At 43.6% G+C, this 17,801-nt stretch carries 15 protein-coding genes and 1 tRNA gene; 11 read left to right on the top strand and 5 right to left on the bottom strand.

Features of this window, described 5'->3' with window-relative positions:
• Nucleotides 1–38: 38 nt before the first annotated feature.
• Nucleotides 39–266, top strand: a complete 228-nt coding sequence (locus tag IGI96_RS00280; protein ID WP_005229963.1) for a hypothetical protein — start codon at nucleotides 39–41, stop codon at nucleotides 264–266.
• A gap of 88 nt (nucleotides 267–354) precedes the next feature.
• Here IGI96_RS00280 and IGI96_RS00275 read toward each other — a convergent pair whose 3' ends face one another.
• From IGI96_RS00275 to IGI96_RS00265, 3 genes are all read right to left on the bottom strand, one after another.
• Nucleotides 355–1,626 carry a hypothetical protein gene (locus tag IGI96_RS00275; protein WP_270288049.1) on the bottom strand — a complete coding sequence of 424 codons (1,272 nt, stop codon included), beginning with the start codon at nucleotides 1,624–1,626 and terminating at the stop codon, nucleotides 355–357.
• Nucleotides 1,627–1,822: 196 nt separating this feature from the next.
• Nucleotides 1,823–3,049 carry an Ltp family lipoprotein gene (locus IGI96_RS00270; protein WP_016611001.1) on the bottom strand — a complete coding sequence of 409 codons (1,227 nt, stop codon included), beginning with the start codon at nucleotides 3,047–3,049 and terminating at the stop codon, nucleotides 1,823–1,825.
• A gap of 405 nt (nucleotides 3,050–3,454) precedes the next feature.
• A tRNA-Leu gene (locus tag IGI96_RS00265) sits at nucleotides 3,455–3,537 on the bottom strand.
• A gap of 196 nt (nucleotides 3,538–3,733) precedes the next feature.
• On the opposite strand from IGI96_RS00265, the gene IGI96_RS00260 reads away from it, so the two are divergent.
• The 4 genes from IGI96_RS00260 (at nucleotide 3,734) to IGI96_RS00245 (ending at nucleotide 8,328) form a co-directional block, all read left to right on the top strand.
• Nucleotides 3,734–4,846: a hypothetical protein gene (locus IGI96_RS00260; protein WP_270288048.1), complete on the top strand. Its 1,113-nt coding sequence runs from the start codon at nucleotides 3,734–3,736 to the stop codon at nucleotides 4,844–4,846.
• On the top strand, nucleotides 4,843–6,057 hold the full coding sequence (locus IGI96_RS00255) for an ABC transporter permease subunit (RefSeq protein WP_115232460.1): 1,215 nt from the start codon (nucleotides 4,843–4,845) through the stop codon (nucleotides 6,055–6,057). The genes IGI96_RS00260 and IGI96_RS00255 overlap by 4 nt, the downstream gene beginning before the upstream one ends.
• 10 nt (nucleotides 6,058–6,067) lie before the next feature.
• Nucleotides 6,068–6,943: an ABC transporter ATP-binding protein gene (locus IGI96_RS00250; protein ID WP_005229973.1), complete on the top strand. Its 876-nt coding sequence runs from the start codon at nucleotides 6,068–6,070 to the stop codon at nucleotides 6,941–6,943.
• A gap of 167 nt (nucleotides 6,944–7,110) precedes the next feature.
• The gene (locus IGI96_RS00245; RefSeq protein ID WP_375838677.1) at nucleotides 7,111–8,328 is read left to right on the top strand and encodes a pyridoxal phosphate-dependent aminotransferase; all 1,218 of its coding nucleotides are present in this window, start codon (nucleotides 7,111–7,113) and stop codon (nucleotides 8,326–8,328) included.
• Nucleotides 8,329–8,383: 55 nt separating this feature from the next.
• Here IGI96_RS00245 and IGI96_RS00240 read toward each other — a convergent pair whose 3' ends face one another.
• Nucleotides 8,384–8,563, bottom strand: a complete 180-nt coding sequence (locus IGI96_RS00240) for a hypothetical protein (protein ID WP_005229977.1) — start codon at nucleotides 8,561–8,563, stop codon at nucleotides 8,384–8,386.
• Nucleotides 8,564–8,722: 159 nt separating this feature from the next.
• On the opposite strand from IGI96_RS00240, the gene IGI96_RS00235 reads away from it, so the two are divergent.
• The 5 genes from IGI96_RS00235 (at nucleotide 8,723) to IGI96_RS00215 (ending at nucleotide 16,064) form a co-directional block, all read left to right on the top strand.
• Nucleotides 8,723–9,568 (top strand): helix-turn-helix domain-containing protein, encoded by an 846-nt coding sequence (locus IGI96_RS00235; RefSeq protein ID WP_015509901.1) that lies wholly within the window; start codon nucleotides 8,723–8,725, stop codon nucleotides 9,566–9,568.
• Nucleotides 9,569–9,636: 68 nt separating this feature from the next.
• Nucleotides 9,637–10,782 carry an N-acetylglucosamine-6-phosphate deacetylase gene (gene nagA / locus IGI96_RS00230; RefSeq protein ID WP_115232459.1) on the top strand — a complete coding sequence of 382 codons (1,146 nt, stop codon included), beginning with the start codon at nucleotides 9,637–9,639 and terminating at the stop codon, nucleotides 10,780–10,782.
• A gap of 122 nt (nucleotides 10,783–10,904) precedes the next feature.
• Nucleotides 10,905–11,744 (top strand): SDR family oxidoreductase, encoded by an 840-nt coding sequence (locus IGI96_RS00225; protein WP_115232458.1) that lies wholly within the window; start codon nucleotides 10,905–10,907, stop codon nucleotides 11,742–11,744.
• Nucleotides 11,745–11,939: 195 nt separating this feature from the next.
• Nucleotides 11,940–12,641, top strand: a complete 702-nt coding sequence (locus tag IGI96_RS00220; protein WP_270288046.1) for an ABC transporter ATP-binding protein — start codon at nucleotides 11,940–11,942, stop codon at nucleotides 12,639–12,641.
• Entirely contained in the window at nucleotides 12,642–16,064 is a 3,423-nt protein-coding gene (locus tag IGI96_RS00215) for an FtsX-like permease family protein (protein ID WP_438784771.1), read from the top strand. It abuts the gene before it with no gap.
• A 44-nt stretch (nucleotides 16,065–16,108) separates the two neighbouring features.
• Here IGI96_RS00215 and IGI96_RS00210 read toward each other — a convergent pair whose 3' ends face one another.
• Nucleotides 16,109–16,708, bottom strand: a complete 600-nt coding sequence (locus IGI96_RS00210) for an FUSC family protein (protein ID WP_005231932.1) — start codon at nucleotides 16,706–16,708, stop codon at nucleotides 16,109–16,111.
• A gap of 98 nt (nucleotides 16,709–16,806) precedes the next feature.
• Here IGI96_RS00210 and IGI96_RS00205 point away from each other — a divergent pair, with 98 nt between their 5' ends.
• Nucleotides 16,807–17,769: an aromatic acid exporter family protein gene (locus tag IGI96_RS00205; protein ID WP_016611010.1), complete on the top strand. Its 963-nt coding sequence runs from the start codon at nucleotides 16,807–16,809 to the stop codon at nucleotides 17,767–17,769.
• Nucleotides 17,770–17,801 lie beyond the last annotated feature (32 nt).

Genomic DNA, 17,801 nt, shown 5'->3' with positions numbered 1-17,801 from the left:
GAGAGAATAACCTATAATCAAGTAAAAGGAGAGCAAGCATGAAAAAAAACGGGGCGGGACAATCACTATTTCTAGCATTATTGATCAGCATGGGCTTATTTTTCTTTGTCCAAGGGAAACAATTAATAGAAAGTGGGGCGTCTCCTGTGATTTTTATTGCTTTTTCGGCTTTTGCAGGAATTATCGGAGTTGGTGTCTATGGTCTTCAAGCAATAATGAAGCAGCATCGGCGCAAAGCCATGGTACCAATCAAAACCAAAAAATAAAGAAACCGGCCAATCTTAAACAGGAAGATTGGTCGGTTTTTTGTTTAAGCTAAGACAAAATGGGAAATGGGGTCTCGTCCCCTACATATTAATTTTCCATGTTTTCAATCGCAAATTCGATCTCATCAGGAGAGAAGCCGTTCCCTTCAAGATGAGCAGCCATATTTCTTTGACGGATCCCTAACACCCGACGGGATTGATTGGCGCGTCCTAAAGCATGGCGATACCAATCTACATCTAGGGTTTCTAGTGCCCATTGTGTTTCCTCCGCAGTAAAACCTTCTGTTTCTAACAGTTCTGCCATCTCTTGTTTTGAATAAAAGCGACGATTTCCTTGCGCTCTAACGAGGAAAAAGGCTTCAAGTTCTCGTTCTGTCGCATTGTTTTCGCGCTCATAGCGTGCTGCTACAGTCGGGGCGAGATGAAACCCTGCTAAAATCGTTTCCTCGGTCACTTCGTTATCAAGCACGTAGGTTCTGAACTGAAAACGATTGTCGTTTTCCAGTTCAAGCCATAGTGATTCAACCAGAAATCGATAACCGTATGGAATCGTTTCATAAACAGCATCGGCAATTTCGTAAAAATAAGCGGAAACGGCTTCGTAAGGAGTCATTATCTCGGGAACGATTTCCGTCGTTTGTCCATTAAACAAAGTGATTGCGGAAGGGTAGGTCTCACCAGCATTCGTAAATGTGAGAATCCCCACTGGCTCATATTTTGTTGAAAAGACATTCATGGTCACACCGTTCGCCAAATCAATCGCACTCTGCCACTCGATTTCTTGGTCATCGCTTTGTTGGTGTAAGTGTTCAAGTGTATCAGGTGTCAAACCAAGCTTTTCTCGTGTATCTTCATTGATTTCTTCTTCATCGGCAAGTGGATTGTTTGCTCCAGCGGTCACTAGTGCTAAATCCTCTTCGTATTCGTTGAATAATTCTTGCAATTTTGCTCGTCTACTGACGATGATCGGGCTCTCTTCATGGATGGCAAGTAAGGCTTCGATACGGCCATTGCGAGCGGCAACCCAACTGGGCATATCCAGATAGCGAGCTTCGATCGCTTCTTGAGCGAGTGCGATCATTGTTTCCGTGTTTTCAATGAATGCCGCCTTGTGTTTTGAGTTGCTATTGACCTGGTCTAGAAAGGCCATTTCTGCTTCTTTGCCTCGAATCATCAGTTCGAGATTTTCAATACTTAAATCATAAGTAAGATTTTCTGCATGATAGGTATGTTCCCAACCAGCATCTAAAGCTGCACCGATGCGTTCAGAAAGTTCCTCAGGGCTTGCTGAATTTATCGTCCCACATCCTGAAATCAGGGACAGTATTAGTAATAAAGGCAACAAAACTTGTTTTTTCATTTTTCTCCTCCTCGTGAGACTCTAGTAAACCTCGCCAATTTGTACGAATGAACGCATCAGAGCACTTTCTTGGGTATAAACATAGCCACAATATAAGGGACATCAACTGACCCCCAAAGTTAGACCAAAAAACCTAACTTTTTGGGGTCACTACAACAGCATATGGGCATCGTGATGCCCTTTTCTTCGCTAGCTTTTAGTTACCTATGTTTGTCATCGCGTAGTCGATTTGTTCTTCTGAAAAGTCTTCAAAAGTCAATAACCGGCGAATGTTGTCAGGAGGAAGACTCATCAAGGAATGGTAACTATTTGCTTTCTTCAACGCCTGCTCGTTCCAATCAATCGTGAGCTGATCAACTGCCCATTGTGCATCATTATGGGTAAACCCTTCAAATTCTAATTGTTGTATCAATCGTGCACGTGAGAAAGCCATGAGGTTCGTAAAGGATTCGGCACGAGCGATTGCTCGTCTTTGTTCTGAAGATCCTTTATTCTCGGTCTGAGTTTGTTCGTCCTTGTTTTGCTCTTGCTGCAAAGCCGAAGCTGCTTCTTGTTTGGCGTTTGCTTCTTGAAGCTGTTGATACACGGTAGTGACCATGTCTTGATCAATGTCATGATCAAAGCCATAGGTCATCACCGCCAGCTGATGTTCATCAGAAGATTGATCGAATCGATTCATAAACATCAACGATTCACGAGGAATATTTACGGCGAGCGCTCGTAAAATCGTTTCATAGAAAGCAGCTTTTTGCTCGTCGGCAGTTTCCCGATTAAGAACAGTAAACCCAGATGCGTACTCCTCATCGGGCATCGCAAAAACGAAGACGTCAACATTCGTTTCGCTTGTGTGGTAAACGGTGGCAGTGAGTCCATCGTCAAGTTCGATTGTGCGATGAAGAGTAAGCGCATCTTCTGTGAGCTGCTGAAGCTGCTCGATATCGTCTGCCAAAAGCCCCAGCTTTTCCCGCGGATCGGCTTCAGGAATCGTTTCGTTTGCTACCTCTAGTAGACTGTCGAGGTTGTCTTGATTACTGAGGATGATCGGACTTTTTTCATGGATTGCAGCAAGGGCTTGGCTGCGACCAATGCGAGCGGCAAACCAAGCAGGGACATCGATCCGACGCTCCACTAACGCTCGTTCAGCGGTTGCCATCAAATCAATCGTGTGGCTGATCAATTGCTGAAGGTCTTCGTCGGAAGAATCAAGTTCTTCCAAAATAGCCAGTTCGGCTTGGCTGCCGGCAATCAGCAATTCTAAGGTCGCTGGTTGATAATAGGCCCAACCCGTTCCGGACTGGTTTGTATATTCCAGTCGTGCGTCGATGCCAAGCGCAACGGTCTCTGACAGTTCTTCATCTGCCTTCGTGCAGCCGATAAGCAAAATAACGAATGACAATAGGGTGATCAGTATTCTTTTTTTCATTAGACTCCTTCTTTCTATCGAAAGTAACTGAGAAAACGGTCGGCAGAGGTTGGTTCATCTGGGGGAAGGAGGAGGGCAGGTGAATGGAAAAAATGTTGAAAAGATTTCCATCACAAGTTCATTCAAGCAATTGTTTCTGATACGCTAATAAGAAAAAACGGAACATCGAACTAAATTTTATGAATAGTCGTTATATTATTCATTTTATATGAAAAATATCACTAGATGCAATGATAAAAGGATTTTTATTGAATTTTTTATATTTAGGGAAAGGAAGGTTACTATCAACTTTTGAGGAGTAGGTACTCAAGATCAAAGCGATCGAGGGAATTCATTGAAGGATCGCCAGGAGGGATCTTTTGTGCAAACAAAAAACAGCTTCCCACAATGGGGAAGCTGTAAGGATGCGGAAAATGGGATTTGAACCCACACGAGCGATTGCTCACAAGACCCTCAATCTTGCACGTCTGCCATTCCGTCATTTCCGCAAATACTATAGAAGGAAACGCAGGCTAAGATAGTACTGTCACGCCGCGTCTAGAAAATATCTTACCTGATTTTCAGCAGGTTTGTCAATAACTTTTCCTCATGCTATTTGAAAGAATTTTCAGACTTTAGATTGCATTTTTTCCCATAAAAGGTATGCTAAAAGAATGAATAATTATTTTTTTGAGAGGAGAGCAAATGAACTATTTTAAAAACCAACTGGCAAAAGCTGTTAAGCAGAAAACATTCATCTTCCTACTCATTGGAGCCTTTAGTTTAGGCTGCTGTTTTTCCATTTATTTGAAACTGATGGAACCTGTCAACTTGCCTGCTACCATTACCGCAGAAAAAACGGAGGCTTCACGGCTTGTTGATCGCTACCAAGCCAATCAATCTGGTTCACCGGATGAGCAAGAGGTATATCAGCTATTACTTGATAACAATACTCTGACCTCACGGCAGCTGTCCAACTTGATTATGGAGGAATATGAACGATTTAATCAAACGAGTATTCAAATGGCGGAGCTAAAAAAGCAGGTTTGGGCGTCTTCAGTTGATGACAAAGCCTTTTTACCGCCGATGTGGTCGATCGAACAAGAGCAGACGGTCTATCAAGCCTTAGCCGAGCAAGAAAAAGATCCGGTTCTCACGGCTGCTAATACCCAGACCGCTGTCGCTTTGGCAATAACGTTTTTACTGAATTTTGGGTTCTTCTTCTGGGCTTTTTTTGCTAGTGACAATTTATTAGAAGAAAGAGAACACTTCTCCTTGATCCGCTCATACCCACAGATTTTCCCGATTCGGATGGTCAGTAAGGTTTTTGTCAAAACGATCACCAATTTAGGAATCTTGCTCGTGTTTTTCTTAGGCGTCTTTCTTTCAATGAGCCTTCTGGGGGAGTTCGGGGATTGGCAGTATCCAGTAGCCGTCTATCTCAGTGGGGATTGGGTAGCCTTACCTTTTTGGCAGAGTGTTTTATATAGTATGGTTTCTTTTGCCTTGCTGATTGGTTTGATCGAATGCTTAGGTTTTGTCATGAACATGGTCGCAGCCAATCGATACGTCTCTTTCTTTTTACTGGTGCTTTTTTATGGATTCGGCTTGATTCCGATGCTGCAAAAGATCCCTATATTACCAGTTCATCTAGCTGCTATGGATAAATTTTATTCGGGTGCCTTTGCTTTGGGCTCTGGCACTTCTTGGGGCGTCTATGCCAGTTGGCTGCTGACGCTAGTGTGGATCTTCCTTTGTTTAAGCATCATGCTTGTTGCGGATAAACAGAATCGCTTGTTGAGAGGAGGTAAAGTATGAAAGACTATTTTTTCTTTGAATTACGCCAGCTGTTAAAAAGCAAGAAAACTATTGGCCTTTTTTGCTTGCTGCTGATCTACAGCGGCGTTTACAGTTTTTGGCAAAGAGACTTTCGCCCGATTGAACGAGTAGATAAAACAGAAATGCAACAACGCTATACCGTGCGGCAAGATTTTCTTGATCAACAAGCAGCCAATCCCTCTGACCATTGGTCGGCATTCATGGCAGTCGAAATGTTTACCCCATGGAATGAGGCAGAAAAACAACGGCTCGACGCGCTAGCCGAGAAAGACTGGCAAGCATACGCACAAAGCACAAGTACTTGGTACCATCTCGCTTTGCAATTTACCGATGAACGAAATATATTTTATACCCCTGATTATTACACGTTTCGAAATTACTATGCTGGGTATGACGGGCGCTTCGGCTATGCATCAACCGCAAAACTGATGGAGGCTTTTAGCCAGCTGCCCAATAGCAAACTCTCTCAAGCAGTCATGGAGCAAAAAACGGGGGTGCAAGCATTACAGCGAAGCTTTACTGAATATTTACCGATTCTATTAATTGCTGTTTCTTTATTTTTGGCGATCGATTGTTTACCAAAAGAACGAAGACATAAATCTCTGTTTCTTTCACTGCCATTATCGACAGAAGAGATCCTTTGGAGCAAAACGGCAGCGTTGATGGTTGGTTCTGCAATCGCAACGTTAGGAACCATGTTCTTTATCTGGTTTGGCTCTGGTATTCAATTCGGCTTTGGCTCCTTGGAACTGCCAGTCACGATTTTATCATCGTCCTTTGATGCCCGCTACCCGATCACAGATTTCAATGCTTTTGAAACACAAGCCATCGGTCTTTTTTTAAGTCAATGTTTTCTTGCAACGCTTTTTTTGCAGTTTCTTTATTGTCGCGGCATCTTGCTGTTCAGTGCCCTGTTTCGCTCAGAATTGATTAATCTGCTTGTGGCTGGTTTTTGTTTGCTTTCGCCCTTTCTTTTCCAACGGCGCTGGTTTAGTGCCTACCTTGATAAAACGCTGTATGTCTATCTGTATCAAAATGTGGGACAAGTCCTTTCAGGCTGGACACGCTTTTACTTTGGTTCTGCAGGATTTACGATGGAAAAAGGCTTACTTTTATTAGGCGGGGTTTGGCTTCTGATCGAATTGTGTTTCTTTTTGACGATCCAACGCAAAAAATTTCATTTGGCATAGGAGGAACGATATGTTAGAACTGAAAAATGTGACTGTCACGTATACGAGAAAAGTATTGGATCAACTTTCCGTTGCTTTTTCTCCCGGGGAGATCGTCGGGTTAGTCGCCCCTAACGGCACTGGGAAATCCACGCTACTGAATGTGGCGATGAATTTCATCCAGCCGAATGAAGGCGCAGTATTTTTAAACGGCAGTCAAGTATATGTGACCAAAAAATCAGAAGTGGCAGCGCATCAACAAATTTCATTTTTTCCTGACCAAAATGATTTGTACAATGATTTAAGCGGACTCGAGCATCTGAAACTGTATCAGCGTATGTGGCGTTCGGAGGAACGCTTGGTGGAAGAAACGATTGCTCGTTTGCGAATGAGCGATTATATCAAACGCCCAGTGGGAACCTATTCGCTGGGGATGCGGCAACGTCTGTGTTTTGCGATGCAGATCGTGACAGATACGCCTTACATGCTGATGGATGAGGTGATGAATGGCTTAGATCCGACAAATGTCGAATTGATCTCTAACGTGTTGAAAGCCTTGCGGGAGCAAAAGAAAGCGATCGTGATCGCTTCGCATATTCTGACGAATTTAGATTCTTACGCGGATCGGGTCTTGTTTTTAAAAGACGGTAAGATCATTCACGAATACCTTGGTCGCAAGTCGTTGGTCAATGAACCGTTGTATGTAAAGACGGACTCGGCGGATTTCCTGGTGGCTTTTCCAGAGTTAACGACAGTGACTATCGATCTGCAAGGGCGAATCTATCTAGTAGAAATCAGCGATCCGCAGCTGCCGCAACGTTTTATCGCAGCAGGAATCACTGATTTTTCGGTGGGGCATTTGGCGTTAAATGAATTGTACTTGAAGTATTTTCCTGAAAATTCCTGAATGAACCAAATTCAGTGGATGAACGCAGGGCAAGCGCTCTCGATCCAGAGGTGAAAAATTTTCGCCACAGTTAAAATTTTTTTGCTATAATAGGTTCAATCTGAAAAGAGATCAACGACGAGAACCAATAACCTGACGTTGACCTATGGTTAAAGGAGAAATGGAATATGAAGAAATTTTCAAAGTCGTCAAAACTTGAAGGGGTCAGTTATGATGTACGCGGCCCTGTTTTAGAAGAAGCTGATCGGATGCAAGAAGAAGGCATCAGTATCTTAAAATTAAATACTGGGAATCCCGCGCCCTTTGGCTTTGAAGCCCCAAATGAAATCGTTAGAGATTTGATTATGAATGTGCGAGAGTCGGAAGGCTATTCTGATTCAAAAGGGATTTTCTCGGCCCGTAAAGCGATCGAGCAATATTATCAATTACAAAAATTTCCTGATGTGACCATCAATGATATTTACACAGGTAATGGTGTTTCCGAGCTGATCACGATGTGTATGCAAGGGTTATGTAACAATGGGGACGAAGTGCTCGTGCCGATGCCAGACTATCCCTTGTGGACTGCTTCGATCTCATTAGCTGGCGGAAAACCCGTCCATTATATTTGTGATGAACAAGCAGATTGGAATCCTGATATTGAGGATATCAAAGCCAAAGTAACCAGCAAGACGAAGGCCATCGTCATTATTAATCCAAATAATCCAACCGGCGCCGTTTATCCGAAAGATGTTTTGCAACAAATCGTCGAGGTTGCTCGTGAGCATGACTTGATCATTTTCTCCGATGAGATCTATGACCGTTTAGTCATGGATGATTATGTCCATGTACCGATTGCTACACTAGCACCAGATCGCTTCGTTGTGACGCTAGGCGGTTTGTCTAAGTCTCACCGAGTGGCAGGCTTCCGAGTTGGCTGGATGGTTCTCAGCGGGGATAAGTCCAATGTCAAAGACTATATCGAAGGCTTGAATATGTTGTCATCGATGCGGCTGTGTTCCAATGTTTTATCGCAACAAATCGTCCAGACTGCATTAGGCGGCTATCAAAGCTCCGATGAGCTGCTGCTGCCAGGTGGTCGAATCTATGAACAAAGAGAGTTTATCTACAAGGCGATCAATGATATTCCTGGATTGTCAGCAGTGAAACCGAAAGCAGCCTTTTATATTTTTCCTAAAATTGATATTCAGCGCTTTAACATTACCAATGATGAACAATTTGTTCTCGACTTTTTACATGAACACCATATCTTGTTGGTGCACGGCGGTGGGTTCAATTGGCAACAGCCCGATCATTTCCGTATCGTCTACCTTCCTAATATGGAAGATTTAAAAACGACTGCTGAAAAAATGACAGAATTCTTGGCAGCGTATCGCCAGAAGTAAGTACATGAAAAAGCACCGCTCCTTCAGCGATCGTGAGGGAGCGGTGCTTATGTTTTTATTCGGTAACTGGTTGACAAATTTTTTTGCTGACAATCATCCGATTGGTAAACTTATCCAGCATTTCAGCACTAGGATCGGTCACTTGAACGAGGACCGAATTTTCATATTCCCGTTCGATGATCCCTTGGTATTTTTTGCCTTCCCATGTAAAAAAGATCGTACTGTCGATCGTCATCTTAACACCTCATTTGAAATTGTGGAAAAATAACAAGACATTCTTGAAATTGCTTTCCTTTTTGTCATTATGTGCTAAAATAAAGAAAATTAAAAATGCGAATTCGCATTTTTGACAAGAAACGTTCGATTTTTTTAGAATTCCCCCTGGAGGACGATTATGAAAAAAAGAGATGAATCTTTTGGTCAAAATATCCGTTCAATTCGGTTGAAACGAAAGATGACCCAGAAGATGTTAGCGGAAGATATTTGTTCGCAAAGTGTGTTAAGTCGTATCGAAAACAACGAAGAGCTGCCCAATGTCTGGGTGATGTATCAAATTTGCCAACGCTTAGGCGTCACCTTAGATCAAGTAATGATGCTTCATTCGGAAGAGATCAACAAAACCAATCAAATCTTTGCCGAAATCGAATCACATTTTGTCCATAAACAATTTCAAGAAATGCGGGAAAAAATGGAAGACAAGGCGATCAAGGATTATCTGTATCTGGATTCAGATATGCAAATGTATTACTACTATCTAGGTAGCTGTGATTATTTCCTCGATCAAAACTATGATGCCGCCCTTGAGGCGCTGAAAAAAGGATTGGCCTATTCCTATCAACAGGATAAGACCAACGTTTCGGTGATGGAAATTCGTATCTTGAGCTGCATGGGTCGTGTCTATAGTGATTTGCTGCAACTGGGTGAGGCGCGTTTTTATTTAGAAAAAGCCTACGATGCCATGCATGCCTTGCCGCCGGAGCGACTGTCCACAGCGCTGACCAAAATTTATTACAACTATGCGGTCTTTTTAAAGGAGCAACAAGAAGACTGTCGCGCGCTAAAAGTAACAAACGAAGGCATTGCTCTAGCGAGAGAGAAAAATAGCTTGTATTTTCTAGAAGAATTGTTTGAACTAAAAGGACAATTGCTTCAAAGACTAAAAGAAGAAAAAGCAGCTGAAAAAAGTTTTCAACTGTATCGTGCCGTCATGGATATTCGCCAATCTGACAAAGTGGTGTAGACCTTTCTTGACTTCTGCTGCAAATAAGAGTACTTTTAAGGAAGAAAAGAAATAGAGGAGCGATCAAGATGAATAAATATATTTACGCAGACAAATTCTTTCTGAAATCAGCGGTTCATGGCCCTGGTTACTTGGAGGTCAAGGAGGGAAAATTCGGCGCGATCGTCGATGAAGTCCCTGCTGGTGCAGACGTAGAAGATTATTCAGGCAAATGGGTAGCACCGGGTCTTGTGGATACTCATATCCACGGGTTTATGAACCATGATGTGATGGATAACGATGCAGAAGGCATCAAAGCCATGTCAGAAGGTCTTTTGTCTTGTGGTGTGACATCGTTCTTACCAACAACCTTAACATCCAGCAAAGAACGGTTGCGGGATGTTGCTGAAACCGTTGGGAAAGTCAAAGACGAAGTTACAGGAGCAAAAATCCAAGGCATCTACTTTGAAGGTCCGTTCTTTACTGAAGAACATAAAGGGGCACAAAATCCGATCTATTTTGGTGATCCTGATATTGATACCTTCCATGAATGGCAAGAAGCTTCTGGTGGAATTATCAAGAAAATCGCCTTGGCTCCTGAGCGCGAAGGTGTGAGTGAGTTTGTTTCGCAAGTGACGGAAGAAGGTGTAGTGGTTGCGCTAGGGCATAGTAACGGAACGTTACAAGAAGCGCAAACAGCAGTAGAAGCTGGTGCCAGTGTTTTTGTTCATGCCTTCAATGGAATGCGCGGATTAAACCATCGTGAACCTGGAATGGTCGGTGCTTTACTTTCATTAAAAGAAGTTTTTTCTGAGTTGATTTGTGATGGCCACCATGTGCATCCTCAAGCAGCTGAGATTTTGATGGAAAAAGCTGGTCACGACCATGTGGCCTTGATCACCGACTGTATGATGGCTGGCGGTATGCCAGACGGTGATTACATTTTAGGTGAATTTCCAGTAGTGGTAAAAGATGGCACGGCTCGAATGGAATCAGGCAATCTTGCTGGCAGCATCTTGAAACTAAAAGAAGCCGTGAAAAATGTTGTAGAGTGGGGAATTGCTACTCCTCAAGAAGCGGTCATGATGGCCAGCTTGATCCCAGCGATCAGCTGCAAGATCGACCACGCTTGCGGTATGATCAAACAAGGTCGTCCAGCCGACTTCATTGTTTTGGATCAAGAAATGAATTTAGCAGCCACTTATTTAGATGGTGTTTGCCGTTACCAAGCATAAAATGAAACAATCTGCTTCAAGAAACAAGAAGAGAGCTTCTCTTGATCTGTTTTTTGAGCAGATTTTTTTGTTTTCAGTTATGATGAAAGAAAACGGTATTCTTAGAAGGGGAAGGTGGCAAATTGAAGACGATTTTAGTTACGGGTGCCAACGCTGGCATGGGCTTTGCAACAGCCAAACAATTGGCAGAATTGGGGATGCATGTGATTTTGTATTGCCGTTCTGCCGAACGAGGTCAGGCAGCACAGCAACGTTTGAAGGAAGAGACAGGCAATCCAAGCATCGATCTAGTGATCGGTGATTTGGGGTCGTTGGCTAGCGTACGCAAGTCAGCCGCTGAAATCAATGCCCGCTTTGAGAAATTGGATGTACTGATCAATAATGCGGGCATCGTCAATTTAAAAAAAGAGCGAACAGCCGATGGATTTGAACAAATGCTGGGCGTAAACTACGTGGGGCATTTTGAACTGACCCGTCAGTTATTGCCGTTAATAAAACGTGCGGATGCTGGTAGGATCGTTAATGTTGCTTCTGGTGCTTACAAATTTGTAAAGAAAAAGGATCAGCGCTTTTTCGATGTGGCGAATTTTTTGCCTTGGCGGGAATATGGCCGCTCAAAAAAAGCCCTGATTTTATTTACAGATGCGCTTGCGTTTCAACTGCGCAATACGACCGTTACTGCCAATGCATTGCATCCAGGAGCTGTGGCGACGAGCTTAGGGGTCAGCCGACAGACAGGATTTGGTCAATCTGTTTACAAAATGCTCACGCCTTTTTTCAAAACACCTGAGGAAGGGTCTGATACAGCGATATATTTGGCACTAAGCCCCGAGGTGGCTGGCATTAGCGGGCGCTACTTTGTCGATCGGCAGGCAGTGCCGACGGAGATCCTTGATGAGCGGCAGCAAGCGCAAAAACTTTGGGAAGAAACCCAGCGAAGAATTGCCGACCAAGCACAATGATTGGTTTTTGTTCTTTGTCAATCAAATTAGATGGAAGTGTAAAATCGATTCTGGGACAGAATGAGCATCATTTTGTCTCAGATTTTTTAATTTGATAAAATGAGCTGCTTTTTTGCTGTTTCTTTCGCAGGAATAAGTATGATACACTATTAAGCGAGAAAGCGCATGCGGCGCTGGAATTCTTGGAGGAACATAATGAGTTATATCGAAGTTGTGAAAGAAGTGAAGAAATACACAATGGGCGACACGGTAATTGCTGCTAATGATGGTGTTTCGTTTTCCGTAGAAAAAGGAGAGATCGCACTGATCCTTGGTCCTAGTGGCGCTGGTAAGTCCACCGTTTTGAACATATTAGGCGGAATGGATCAATGTGATAGTGGCAAAGTGATCGTTGATGGAACAGATATTGCTGGCTTTGATGCCAAACAATTGACGACCTATCGCCGCAAAGATGTCGGGTTTGTCTTTCAGTTTTATAATTTGGTCCCTAATTTGACAGCCAGAGAAAACGTTGAACTCTCAGCACAAATCGTGCCAGAGGCACTTGATGCAGCTGAGATCTTGACCCAAGTTGGGCTTGGTGATCGCTTGGATCACTTTCCAGCGCAAATGTCTGGTGGCGAGCAGCAGCGAGTCACGATCGCTCGTGCTATTGCGAAGAAGCCCAAATTGCTGCTTTGTGATGAACCAACTGGGGCACTTGACTATGAAACGGGGAAACAGATTCTAGCAATTCTAGAAAAAACGGCTCGCGAGACTGGGACGACCGTTTTGATCATTACACATAACAGCGCATTGGCTCCCATGGCTGATCGTGTGATCCATATCAATGATGCAAAGGTCCGCAAGATGGAAAAAAATACTCATCCGATTCCAATTGCCTCTATTTCTTGGTAAATGCCTATGAAAAAAAAATTATTACGTTCCAGTTTACGTGAAATCAGGCAAGCACCCGGGCGGTTTTTGTCCATATTAGGCATTATCTTTTTAGGGGTCGCTTTTTTTGTGGGGATCAGTGCAACTGGTCCGAATATGGAACAAGCAGCTGAAGATTATTTTGCTCGCCAGAAATTAGCGGACTTTACGATTGCGTCAACATTAGGGTTGTCGACTGCCGATCGGGAAATCATTGAAGAAATGCCTGGTGTCACGTCTGTTGAAGCAGAGCAGATCGCCGATATCAATGCCGAAAATCACCGTGCCGTGATCCGTGTCTTTTCCCTTTCGAAGGAGCGGCAAGTCAATCAATATCAGGTGACTTCTGGTCGATTGCCGCAAAAGTCAGGGGAAATTGCTTTGGATCAAGCGGCACAAAGCAGCGGTGGGTTTGCACTAGATGAAACTTTTGAACTGCCAGAAAGCGGTGAAAACCAGCTAGAAACGCACACTTACACGATCGTTGGCTTTGTCAATAGTCCCGAATTTATTGAGAATTTTCATCGAGGCAATAGTACCGTTGGGAATGGGACGGTCGATTACTTTGCAGTAATTCCAGAAGAAGATTTTAAAGAAACTGCGTATGCTAGATTGTTAGTTCGTTTTGATGAGCTATCGCAAGTGGCTAGCTATTCAGAAGCATATCAGACAAAAAGGGATCAAGTAAGTGATGAAGTAGAAGAACGGTTGGCTCCGCGGGCACAAGGACGGCGGCAAGAGTTGATCGATGAAGCGCAACCAGCCATTGATGAGGCCAAAGAACAGATCCGTGATGGCGAAGAAGCATTGCAGCAAGCGCAAGCGGAACTTGACGACGCAACAGAGAAATTGGCGCAGGCGCATCAGGAGTTGACGGAACAAGAAGCAGCTTTTCAGACAGAGATTCAAACTGCCCAAGAGCAATTGAATGGAGAAGCGCAAAAATTAGCTGAGGGGAAACAGGCATTGATCGAAAATCAACGCCTGCTAGATCAAAATGAACAAGCATTGATTCAGCAAGAAGCCCAAGTACAGTCAGCCCAAGCTCAGTTGGCACCCGTTTTGGCACAAAGACCTGAACTACAAAAGGGCATCCAGCAGGTAGAGGAGCAACTGGCGCTGGCATACCAAGGCATGGATCAAATCAGAAGTGTGGGTCAACTTTCTGCAGAGGAGCAAATGGCCCAGCTGCCTACCGTCTATGCACAAGTAACCGCCGCTCTGGCACAGTTGAACCTGCCGACAGATGTCCTTGGTCCGATTCCTGATCTGGAGGAAATCGATGAAACGATGATTGCTACTATGCTGACGGCAGCTGAAGATACATTGCGTCCACTCATTGCCGAAGGTGAGCAACAACGTGCTCAATTACTTGGGCAAATGGCTGCGATCAATGACCAAGAAGCGCAACTTCAGCAGGCACAACAGCAAGTCAATGCTGGCTGGAACCAAATCAGAGCTGGGCGCCAAGAATTGGCACAAGCGCAAACCCAGATCACCCAAGGAGAGACGCAGCTGAGCGAAGCTCGTGAGACCTTAGCTTCTGAAAAAGCCAAGGGTCAGTCTTTATTAGCTGCTGGTTGGCAAGAATATCGAGAAAACGAAGCAACCCTTCAAGAAAAGCTTGACGAATTCAAAGAAAAAGCACCAAAAGAACGCGAAAAACTTGAAGATGCCAAAAAAGAAGTTGCTGAAAAAGAGCAGGAATTATTGGATCTAAAACCGGCAGTTTATCGTGTCGCGAACCGCGATGCGAATCCTGGTTATTCAGAGTACCAAGACAATGCGGAACGAGTTTCTTCGTTAGCAACGATTTTCCCAGTTATCTTCTTTTTGATTGCAGCGTTAGTCAGTCTAACCACCATGACGCGGATGATCGATGAAAAACGTAGTGAGATCGGTACATTGAAAGCATTAGGCTATCGTAACTGGGAGATTGGACAGAAATTTTTGCTTTATTCCTCTGCAGCAGGCATCACAGGTGCTGTATTGGGTCTAGCAGTCGGCTTTTCCTTTTTTCCAGCAATCATCATTCAAGCTTATGGACCGCTTTACAATCTCACGGAGTATGACACCCCATGGTATTTGCGGCTTTCATTGATTGCTGTGGGAGTCAGTTTGCTTTGCACCATCGGTATCGCACTGCTGGTTTTACGATTTGATTTAAGACAGTCATCGGCTTCATTGTTACGACCAAAGGCACCCAAAACAGGAAAACGAATTCTCTTAGAAAGAATCACCGTTATATGGCGGCACTTAAGTTTTATTCAAAAAGTTACAATGCGAAACCTGTTTCGCTACAAGTCCAGAATGCTCATGACCATCTTAGGGATCGCGGGATGTACCTCCATGATCTTGACTGGATTTGGCCTAAGAGATTCCATCAGCAATATCATTCCTTTACAGTTTGAGAAAATCTGGCAGTATCAGGCGGTGATCACCTTTGATGATGAGGATTCGGAAGCAATGAGTGAAACAAAAGCCGCCGCAGAAGATATTGCTGGTTTTGAAGCAGGGTTATTCTTGCATACGGAAAGTCTGACGTTGGCTCAATCGGGGGTCACGCAGCAAGAAGTAACCGTCACCGTGCCAGAAGATCCTGCGGCTTTATCGAGATTTGTCCACTTGAATGATCGGGTTTCAGGAGAAGCTTACGAGCTAGAAGGAGAGGGCGCCATCATCAATGAAAAGCTTGCTAAGTTGTTTGGATTATCGGTGGGTGATACGATAACGTTGACGAATGAAAGCGGCGAAGCATTTGAACTGAATGTGGTTGCAATCGCAGAAAACTACACAGGGCATTTTGCTTATTTGACCCCAGATGCGTATCAAAAGATCTTTCAGGCCGCCCCTTCTTACAACAGTGAGTTATTGAAATTCAGTCAGCGTTTGACGAAATCGGAGGAAGAAGCGATCGCGGCTGATTTGATGGCACAAGACAATGTCATCAATGTTTCCTTCCTCTCAGCTTCAGCGGATGCCTTAGATGACACGACAGCAACCTTGAACATCGTCATCTGGATCTTGATCTCGTCTGCGGGGGCATTAGCCTTTATCGTGTTGTACAACTTGAACAACATCAATATAGCGGAACGCGTTCGCGAGTTGTCGACCATCAAAGTATTGGGCTTTTATGATCGAGAAGTGACCATGTACGTCTTTCGTGAAAATATCTTTCTGACGATCTTCGGCATTGCATTTGGTTTATTATTAGGGGCCCTTCAGCATCAATTTGTCTTACAGACCATCGAAGTCGATATCGCCATGTTTTCACCGACAGTCGAACCAATGAGCTATGTGTATGCCGCTGGATTGACCTGCTTATTTTCAAGCGTGGTAGGGATCGCAATGTATTTCAAACTGAAACATGTCAATATGATCGATGCACTGAAAGCCAATGAGTAACAAAAACAGCCTTTTCTCAGAATGATTCTGGAAAAAGGCTGTTTTTATTTTTCTTGTTTTTCTTGTTCGGAAATCTCACCTTGGACTTCTTCTAGCATGGCTTTTAGTTCAAGCTCTTTTTGCCTCAGCACCACCAGATCTTCTTGGATCTCATCCTTTTTCTCTTCCTCAGGTGGTCGAATGACGAAATTGATCGATAGGGCAACTAACGTGCCGATAAAGGTGTCCAATACACGGTCTAAGGCGAAGATGATCGATTCCCCTTGAGGGACACTGGAAGTGATCAAAAGCATCGTCGCAATAGCAGAGATAATGCCAGAATTGTTATTGATGCCATCTGAAAAAACGATGACAAAAATGACTAGCGCTGGCAAGACAAACAATTCGATCAGAAAGTCATTTTGAAAATATTGCTTCGTCAAAAAGTAAAAAATGGCTGTACCGCCGCCGATCGTATTTCCTAATACCCGTGACTTACCAAAAGAGATCGTTGTGGTCAGGTCTTGTCGCAAAGAAAAGACAGCCGACAAGGCAGCAATCAATGGTTGGCCACGATCAAGAAAATGAAAGAGCAGAATACAAAGCATGACAGCGATGGCTGTTTTTATCGTTCGCATACCTAAGCGAAAACGCCCCAGTTTCATGGTCAAATGCCCCCTTTACTTAATCATACTCAAAGCAGTTGAGAAATTCTAGTCTTATTCCTCACAATTTAGTATACTTTTCACAGGAGGTGACAAAAATGAAAATCGGAATGAGGACCGTGAAAACGGCGATTGCTGCTGGTTTATCAATGTTTCTGGCACAACAGATCGGTCTTTTGTATGCGCCAGCCGCAGGGATCATCGCCATTTTAAGCGTCGGTAATACAAAGAAAACGTCACTTTTTACGGGAATCGGGCGTTTGATCTCTTTGGCGATCGCAACGCTCTTAGCTTTTGTCAGCTTCCATTTATTAGGCTTTGGGCCGATAGGATTTGTTCTTTTTCTCTTTCTCTTTATCCCAACCGCTGTCTATTTCAATTTGACCGATGGGATCGTCGTCAATTCTGTCTTGGTGACCCATTATATGATGGAACGTTCGTTTGCTTGGCCACTGATTGGGAATGCTTTTTTATTGATGAGTATTGGCATTGGCTTTGCACTTTTGTTCAATTTATATATGCCAGATGGCGAACGAGCATTGAAAGAAAGACAGCAATTAGTGGAAGAAACGTTTAAAAGTCTTTTAAAAGACATGTCGATTGCGTTAACTGAAAAAGAAAAGGCGACGCTTCCCCAGGTCTGCCAAACGCTTTTGGGGGATATCAAGCAAGGCAAACAACAAGCAATGGTGCATAGTGAAAATCAATGGCGAGGAGAAGCCTCCTATTATGAAGAGTACTTTACCATGCGCCAAAGTCAGGCACGCTTACTCTTAGAAATGGTTGACTTATTGCAGTTGTTTTGGGTAGAAGAAGCCTATACAAATGCGTTTCAAGAGTTGCTATCCTTTACTGCCGAGTCCTTTCACGAAAATAACGATGGGAAAGAGATCTTGGCAAAAATTGCTGCGCTTTATGAAGATTATCGACAAAAGCCATTGCCCCAAACAAGAGCAGAGTTTGAAAATCGCGCTCAGCTGTTTCAGTTTCTGCAAACCTTTAAAAGTTTTATTGAAATCAAAGCCGACTTTTCTGATCAAATGCAAACAATGGCACGCTAAAAAAAGACTCCTAAAAAGGAGTCTTTTTCATT

The sequence above is a fragment of the Enterococcus sp. DIV0421 genome, from assembly GCF_051713745.1.
In the GTDB taxonomy this organism is placed as follows: domain Bacteria; phylum Bacillota; class Bacilli; order Lactobacillales; family Enterococcaceae; genus Enterococcus_D; species Enterococcus_D casseliflavus.
Note: the sequence above shows the minus strand (reverse complement) of the source record. Positions and strands in the feature narration are given on the sequence as shown.

What these genes read in the sequence shown, in the direction of transcription:
- IGI96_RS00275 (WP_270288049.1), bottom strand. Translation starts at nt 1,626, where the DNA reads ATGAAAAAACAAGTTTTGTTGCCTTTATTACTAATACTGTCCCTGATT.
- IGI96_RS00245 (WP_375838677.1), top strand. Translation starts at nt 7,111, where the DNA reads ATGAAGAAATTTTCAAAGTCGTCAAAACTTGAAGGGGTCAGTTATGAT.
- IGI96_RS00255 (WP_115232460.1), top strand. Translation starts at nt 4,843, where the DNA reads ATGAAAGACTATTTTTTCTTTGAATTACGCCAGCTGTTAAAAAGCAAG.
- IGI96_RS00250 (WP_005229973.1), top strand. Translation starts at nt 6,068, where the DNA reads ATGTTAGAACTGAAAAATGTGACTGTCACGTATACGAGAAAAGTATTG.
- IGI96_RS00235 (WP_015509901.1), top strand. Translation starts at nt 8,723, where the DNA reads ATGAAAAAAAGAGATGAATCTTTTGGTCAAAATATCCGTTCAATTCGG.
- IGI96_RS00220 (WP_270288046.1), top strand. Translation starts at nt 11,940, where the DNA reads ATGAGTTATATCGAAGTTGTGAAAGAAGTGAAGAAATACACAATGGGC.
- IGI96_RS00215 (WP_438784771.1), top strand. Translation starts at nt 12,642, where the DNA reads ATGCCTATGAAAAAAAAATTATTACGTTCCAGTTTACGTGAAATCAGG.
- IGI96_RS00270 (WP_016611001.1), bottom strand. Translation starts at nt 3,049, where the DNA reads ATGAAAAAAAGAATACTGATCACCCTATTGTCATTCGTTATTTTGCTT.
- nagA (WP_115232459.1), top strand. Translation starts at nt 9,637, where the DNA reads ATGAATAAATATATTTACGCAGACAAATTCTTTCTGAAATCAGCGGTT.
- IGI96_RS00280 (WP_005229963.1), top strand. Translation starts at nt 39, where the DNA reads ATGAAAAAAAACGGGGCGGGACAATCACTATTTCTAGCATTATTGATC.
- IGI96_RS00205 (WP_016611010.1), top strand. Translation starts at nt 16,807, where the DNA reads ATGAAAATCGGAATGAGGACCGTGAAAACGGCGATTGCTGCTGGTTTA.
- IGI96_RS00240 (WP_005229977.1), bottom strand. Translation starts at nt 8,563, where the DNA reads ATGACGATCGACAGTACGATCTTTTTTACATGGGAAGGCAAAAAATAC.
- IGI96_RS00260 (WP_270288048.1), top strand. Translation starts at nt 3,734, where the DNA reads ATGAACTATTTTAAAAACCAACTGGCAAAAGCTGTTAAGCAGAAAACA.
- IGI96_RS00210 (WP_005231932.1), bottom strand. Translation starts at nt 16,708, where the DNA reads ATGAAACTGGGGCGTTTTCGCTTAGGTATGCGAACGATAAAAACAGCC.